7 protein-coding genes and 1 pseudogene are annotated in these 6,063 nt (G+C 45.4%); 7 read left to right on the plus strand and 1 reads right to left on the minus strand.

What is annotated here, in order from left to right; genetic code table 11:
* Positions 1 to 223 precede the first annotated feature (223 nt).
* Entirely contained in the window at positions 224 to 955 is a 732-nt protein-coding gene (gene radC, locus E5S67_RS30635; RefSeq protein WP_172193060.1) for a RadC family protein, read from the plus strand.
* 315 nt (positions 956 to 1,270) lie between these two features.
* A complete protein-coding gene (locus E5S67_RS30640) occupies positions 1,271 to 1,609 on the plus strand; it encodes a DUF1815 family protein (RefSeq protein ID WP_015176985.1) in 339 nt (112 codons plus the stop codon).
* A gap of 832 nt (positions 1,610 to 2,441) precedes the next feature.
* Here the strand turns inward: E5S67_RS30640 and E5S67_RS30645 are convergent.
* Complete coding sequence (locus E5S67_RS30645; protein ID WP_172193062.1) at positions 2,442 to 3,488, minus strand: endonuclease/exonuclease/phosphatase family protein; 1,047 nt, start codon at positions 3,486 to 3,488, stop codon at positions 2,442 to 2,444.
* Positions 3,489 to 3,740: 252 nt separating this feature from the next.
* Between E5S67_RS30645 and E5S67_RS30650 the strand changes: the two are divergent.
* The 5 genes and pseudogenes from E5S67_RS30650 to E5S67_RS32895 form a co-directional block, all read left to right on the plus strand.
* A pseudogene (locus E5S67_RS30650) lies at positions 3,741 to 4,004 on the plus strand (DUF4079 domain-containing protein); the annotation flags it as partial.
* A 239-nt stretch (positions 4,005 to 4,243) separates the two neighbouring features.
* Positions 4,244 to 4,420 carry a hypothetical protein gene (locus E5S67_RS30655; protein ID WP_172193064.1) on the plus strand — a complete coding sequence of 59 codons (177 nt, stop codon included), beginning with the start codon at positions 4,244 to 4,246 and terminating at the stop codon, positions 4,418 to 4,420.
* Between the two features lie 313 nt (positions 4,421 to 4,733).
* On the plus strand, positions 4,734 to 5,033 hold the full coding sequence (locus E5S67_RS33800) for a transposase (RefSeq protein ID WP_246277066.1): 300 nt from the start codon (positions 4,734 to 4,736) through the stop codon (positions 5,031 to 5,033).
* Between the two features lie 241 nt (positions 5,034 to 5,274).
* Positions 5,275 to 5,529 (plus strand): DUF6444 domain-containing protein, encoded by a 255-nt coding sequence (locus E5S67_RS30665; protein ID WP_172193066.1) that lies wholly within the window; start codon positions 5,275 to 5,277, stop codon positions 5,527 to 5,529.
* A 62-nt stretch (positions 5,530 to 5,591) separates the two neighbouring features.
* Positions 5,592 to 5,915, plus strand: a complete 324-nt coding sequence (locus tag E5S67_RS32895) for a hypothetical protein (RefSeq protein WP_216670824.1) — start codon at positions 5,592 to 5,594, stop codon at positions 5,913 to 5,915.
* The last annotated feature ends 148 nt before the right edge of the window (positions 5,916 to 6,063 follow it).

Here is a 6,063-nt window from a genome sequence, read left to right on the forward strand (position 1 = left end):
AAAAACCTTTTCATAGAGGTACTGGCACTCAGCACCAGCATCTTCATTTCTCGATTCTCAACACCGCTTAGAGCTTAACCGAGAAGTATTGTATTGCTCGCCCGATGCTCACTCCAACGATCGGTTAATGATGAAGGCTTTTTTCGGTGATTGTACCAATTGAAGAACGCAAATCGATCGGCTAAACTTGTGTAATTGTTGAGCTTTCAGTGCTGGTGCAGCTATGACTTACAGCTTGAGAATTGTCGATTTGCCAACGAGTGAACGGCCACGGGAGCGGCTGATGGCGGGTGGCCCGAAAAGTTTGGCTACTGCGGAATTAATTGCGATTCTGCTGGGTACTGGTCAGGGACAAGGCAAACTTTCCGCCGTCGGGCTCGGACAGTATATTTTAAATCAGTTGAGTTTGCATTCTCGCGATCCTCTGGCTGTGCTGCGCAGTATTAGCGTTCAGGAGTTGACGCAGATTCACGGGATTGGCCCTGCTAAGGCGACTTCGATTTTGGCTGCAGTGGAGTTGGGGAAGCGGGTGTTTCAGTCGCGGCCGCCGGAAATGGCTGTGGTTGACTCCCCGCAAGCGGCGGCGGATGCCCTGAGTCAGGATTTGATGTGGCAGTCTCAGGAACGTTTTGCTGTGGTGCTGCTGGATGTGAAAAATCGGCTGCTGGGTACTCAGGTAATTACGATCGGCACGGCTACGGAAACTTTGGCTCACCCACGGGATATTTTTCGGGAGGTGATCCGCCAAGGGGCGACGCGGGCGATTATCTCGCACAATCACCCCTCGGGAATTGTGGAGCCAAGCCCGGAGGATATTGCTTTGACGCGGCAGTTGCTGGCGGGAGCGCAGTTTTTGTCGATTCCGCTACTGGATCACTTGATTTTGGGGAATGGGGATTTTCGGAGCTTGCGACAGACGACGACGCTTTGGGACGAGTATCCCCAGGGGGATTGAACTCTTATACTTAACTAATTTGATTGCTGTCATTAGTTATTTGTATCTTTGGGCTGCCGACGGCTGAATCACCTGTTACAGGAGGCAAATTTTGAGGCTGGAGTCCCGGGCGAGAGCGTGTTTTGGCTGAATGTCGCTGCTGATACTTAGTTTCGATCGCAACTCGGTTAATCTATTATAGGTAGGCTGAAGAGGTCGCTAATCCGATTTTTTTTTAGCATACTAAACGTATACTGAACCAGCACCTAAATACCCAGTTATTAAGAAATTCTTAAATGGGATGTAAAATACACGGTGTGGTGATAGGAGGAGAACGTGTTTCTGAGACTTGCAGAACAACACCGTAAATTCGTTCAAGATTTGGTAATGAACCTGCAAGCTTTAGCGATCGTGCTAGAGCATCGGGGTTATCTGGCATCCTGCTACACTTGCGGGGGTCAGATGAACAGTGCCTCATTTATGGTCAGTTTGACGGACAACCATCTGATTCGATTTTTAGTGTCAGATTACGGTATCACTTGGACTGAGATGCGGGACGACCGCGAACTCATGAAACTAGAAGGTGCAGAAGCGATTAATCAGTTACAAGAACTGGCAAATCTCGTAAAGTATCAAATCCAACCTTCGGAAGCTACTTTAGCGACGGCGCAGTGAGTGTAGCGATTGCACGGTTCCGAGGAAGGCGACGCAAGAAAGTGGGTGCTTGTCTGCTAAAACCGAATCCCCAGCGAGTTAGTTGATAGGGTTCATTTAGGTGCACAGCGATGGCTGCTCAACAGACAAGGGTGCTTTCAGGGTACCTTCAGACTGTTTAGCGCTCAGTCGATCGAACTCTCATCGGGCAGACGGCATACTTTATGCAAAAAGTCTCAAACTTGGAACCTCTAGTTTTTTTTCAGCAGTTGATTCTCCCTTGAGAGCGATTAGCAAAATGTAGAAGTGCGACTGCTCGTCGGCTGCGATGTTAATTTCTCACTTTGCCATTCAAAAGTCAAGGAATTGAAATTAACTTTGAGCAGGCAGGTAGGATTTAACATCCAGAGTGAGGATGAGGCTGTGAAGATTGGGTGAAGCGCAGACCGAGGGCTGTGGCATACCGGCGATTCAGCAGTCAACTGCAAAGTCGGTAAGGCTTAATTCGAGCCATTAGTCTGTGCTTGGTTGAAAACATCTTCATTTGTCTAAAATTCCCTGTTTGTATAGTCGCGAATTCCATAAGACTGTTGGCGAATCAATACTTTGTTTCTTTGGGGGGTTTAATAATGAACCGCCAAGACGCTAAGTACGCCAAAAAGGAAGAAGAAAGTGGAAGAAGGATAGAAAAATTAATTGCGGGCAATTATCCGGACACGATCTAACAGGGGTGCGAGGGGAGCAAATGTGAGGCGTCACCCTTCACGGATTCGCCAACATCATCACCATCTTCGCCCGGAGCTTAAATTGACTGATGCCCTTGCGATCGCCCCACCAAAGTGTTGCCAACCCTCTATACTCGTCCAATTTCCGGTTGCATCCGCAGTTGGGCCGACACCGGTCGATGCTCTGAACCGATTGCCGGTAAAACCTTGGCTGATTTCGCCCCCCAGTGCTGAGAATACCAAACATAGTCAAGCCTCACCAGGGGAAAAGTTAATTTCCAGTTTAACTGTTTAACCAGTAACTTCAGATCCCACCCGTTAGGAAAAGTAAAGCCAAAACCCACTCCTGCTGTTCGGAAAGCATCTTGCATAACCGCTCTCAAATAATAGTAGTCTTGAGACTGGTCAGTCAAATTAAAGTCCCCGGCAGCAATAGTCGGCAGCGTCTCTTTCTGGAGTCGCCGCACTAAATCTTGAATTTGTGCCGGTCGGTCGCCGTACTCGTAAACTGGGATTTTGAGGAAAGGCAAAATTTTATGCTGGCGAAACCACGGTGGAGTTGTTGAAATGTTATAAAGAACTACATCTTGCTGGTTCATTTCGATAATAGCTCGTTCCTGTGGTTCGTTCCCACCGGCTAGCCGTAACTTTTGGAAAGAGCGAAAGGGATATCTGCTGAGAATCACATGGTATCCGCGCCCCTGGTGGTGCGGGTATAATGCTGCCAACTTAGAGAATACTTCTGTGGCGTAATCCTCGTTAATTTCTTGCAAACAAATGAGGTCTGGTTTTTCTTCCTGAATCAGGTTAACCAAAGCTTGTCGGGATTCGCGATGCCAGCCGAGGTTGAGAGAAAAAACCTTGAGCGTTGGTTGGGAGTCACTGATGTTCGCCGGCTGGGGAGAAAAGTAAGTGACGTGTAGCCAACCCAGCAGACAGAGGCTAGCCACAGATGAAACAATCGCGAACCAGCGTTTCTTTATGAGAAAAAACCCTAGAATTGGCAGCAGGAAGATTGGCAAGAAAATCCAAGGAACAAAATCCCCCATCAAGGCAACCGGCCACAGCCTGTCCCAAAAGATCAGTCTCAGAATCAGATAGCCGACAATCAGTGCGGAGTAGGCGTAGGCGAACAGTTGAGCAATTCGCTGCAAAAATCGGTAAGGCTTAATCATAGCGCCGTCTGCAATAGCATCCTATTACTGGTGTGGGGACAAAAAACTGGATACTGCTCAGCTCAAATTAACTGAAATGGCAGATCCCCTGCTGAGGCTAGGCAATACACTTCTCCTGTGTCCGGTTCTTTTATTTTATACAGACTTCTGGCTGGAAACAGTGATTGAAAATCACGATTGGTATATTGCTATTTATAGTAAGTTGTTGGTTAAACCAAAATTAGCGATCGCAAAGTTAGGAATCTCAAGCAAATGATCGATCTCAGCGAACTACTAGAACCCATCGCCAGTCTATTTCGCAGTCTGGGAATTCCCGAACCAATTACCCATTGGGGCCACCCTATAATGATGGGGATCGTGGTGGTGGCGATGGGCAGTTTTGTCGGGTATACGGGATGGCAGGGACGTTTGGCCACCGATAAAGATGTTGCACTAAAAAGTCGATCGGATCACCGCAAGCTTGCACCGTGGATGTTTCTGTTCCTAGCTTTGGGCTATAGAACCCATTTGAGATCTTTTGATGATCCCGGCAGCAGGTGATCTACTCATAGCCGGCGATCTACTCATAGCCGGCGATCTACTCACAGCCGGCGATCTACTCGTAGCTGGCGTGAGGCTCATAGCAGTCGATTGCCTGCTGTGAGCTGTTTGTTGAGGTTTTGGGGTTTAAAGCTTAGCCTGGAAAGGTTTTCAAGTTGGTTGTCCCCGCTGACGCTCGTTGATGTAAAATTACCATCAAAACACTTCGAGAGATAATGCCGTACTCTACTAATCTCACAGATGCTGAATGGGAAGTTTTGTCACCCTTACTCTCTCAAATATTGCCGCTAAAAAAGAAAACTCGACCCCCTAACTGGACTCAAAGAGAAATTTTAAATGGCATCGCCCGATCGACTCAAGCATGGTTGCAATTGCGCAGACGCGACCATTAGATTTACCTCCCTACTCAACCGTATATTGGCATTACAAACAGTGGCGCTCTCAAGGTGTGCTTGAAGAGTTGATGAGGGTCTTACATTCGAGCGTCCGATTGCAAGTAAAAAAAACCGAAGTGGACTACATTGATGATGATCGATTCACAGGCAGTTAAAAATACCTGTAATGCCAGTATTGCATCGCTCATGTTATTGTTTTTACAAATCAACCAATGGTATTAAAAGACATCTAGCGGTTGATACGCGATCGTTTCCATTTTTAACTCACTGCACGAAAGCTAGCTGATCAGATGATGCAGGTTTAATTGAAATGTTAAGCAAAAACATCAATTATTTCAAGTCTAAACCCGTTAATGTTCCCAAAATCACTATCTTGCTAGACCACGGATATCACCCCGACCATTTGACTGCTGAGTTAAAGAAGATTTACCCACAAATTCTCACCCAAATTAAGTTTGAGCTCTCAGAAAAACCCTCAGAAAAACAAAAAGAAGAAAGAGGACAATCGGGATTTGTGCCAGTAAAAGCGAGGTGGGTCATCAAGCGCTCCAATTCTTGGATGGAAAGGTGTAAAATTGTCATCAAAAACTCCCTTGAGAACCTTAGATAATGCAACTGCCAAGATGAATCTTTCTTTTATTAGGTTGATGATTAAGAGGCTAGCTTCCTATAGCGACCTTAAATCATTTGCCAACAAATCGGGCTTCACTAATCGTGATTAAGTTAGTATTAATTCAGGTTTTTTGGCAAAAAAGCCATACATATATAGCTTAGGAAAATCAAAAGTTTGACGTAAGGATTCAGGTAAAAAATAGTTCATTCAGAGCGGAGAAATATGGTAGTGTAGTCAGATGAGCGAAAAATCAAAGTTATTAGCACTGAAAAGGGAAATAGTTGACCAGTTGAGCCGTGAGGAACCGATCAAAATTGTGCTGACCCAACAGCAGCTGATTGAAAAACTACAAGAAGAGGTCGAAAAGCTCAAAGAGAGACAGCCCAGCAATAGTAAAACATCATCGAAACCACCATCGAGCGATCTCATACAGAAATCAGAGACAGCCCAAGTTGATAACTCAAAAGAGTCAGAGTCCCAACCTGCATCGTAAACCAGGAGGACAGCCTGGACATATCGGCAAAACCCGAAAAGGGTTTGGGCGAGTAGATAGATATGAAATCAGCACTCCTGACTAAGAGTGAGCATTGTGGTAGCAAAGAACTAAGTGACATTATTGGTTATAGTAAGCAGCAGGTAGCGTGCTTAATAGATAGACCAATTGAAGTAGTGGAATATCAACGAGCCAAATGTCAGTGTAATGAATGTGGAACCATAGTGATGGGACTCGTCTCACCGGGTATAGTGCCAGGACAAGATTTGAGTATCGCTCTACAAGCATTATTGGTATGGCTAGGTAATTATGGGCACATATCCTATTCCAAGCAACAAGAATTTCTTCGAGAATTAGGCAGGGTAAACGCATCTAAATTAATTTGACAAAACCCTGAATTTGTGCATTACTAAATAATTAAATAACCTTCTTGAAATTTTTATTTTTAACCGGATTTGAGCAGATTAAATCAGAACCTTAAATTTTTCTGAAGTTCTTAAAGCCGGATAATTTTCCTTCTTAGATAGGTGTTAG

This window comes from Microcoleus asticus IPMA8, from assembly GCF_013179805.1.
Taxonomy (GTDB): domain Bacteria; phylum Cyanobacteriota; class Cyanobacteriia; order Cyanobacteriales; family Microcoleaceae; genus Microcoleus; species Microcoleus asticus.

Coding starts and splice junctions, on each gene's coding strand:
- radC (WP_172193060.1), top strand. CDS start 224: ATGACTTACAGCTTGAGAATTGTCGATTTGCCAACGAGTGAACGGCCA.
- E5S67_RS30645 (WP_172193062.1), bottom strand. CDS start 3,488: ATGATTAAGCCTTACCGATTTTTGCAGCGAATTGCTCAACTGTTCGCC.
- E5S67_RS30655 (WP_172193064.1), top strand. CDS start 4,244: ATGCCGTACTCTACTAATCTCACAGATGCTGAATGGGAAGTTTTGTCA.
- E5S67_RS33800 (WP_246277066.1), top strand. CDS start 4,734: ATGTTAAGCAAAAACATCAATTATTTCAAGTCTAAACCCGTTAATGTT.
- E5S67_RS30665 (WP_172193066.1), top strand. CDS start 5,275: ATGAGCGAAAAATCAAAGTTATTAGCACTGAAAAGGGAAATAGTTGAC.
- E5S67_RS32895 (WP_216670824.1), top strand. CDS start 5,592: ATGAAATCAGCACTCCTGACTAAGAGTGAGCATTGTGGTAGCAAAGAA.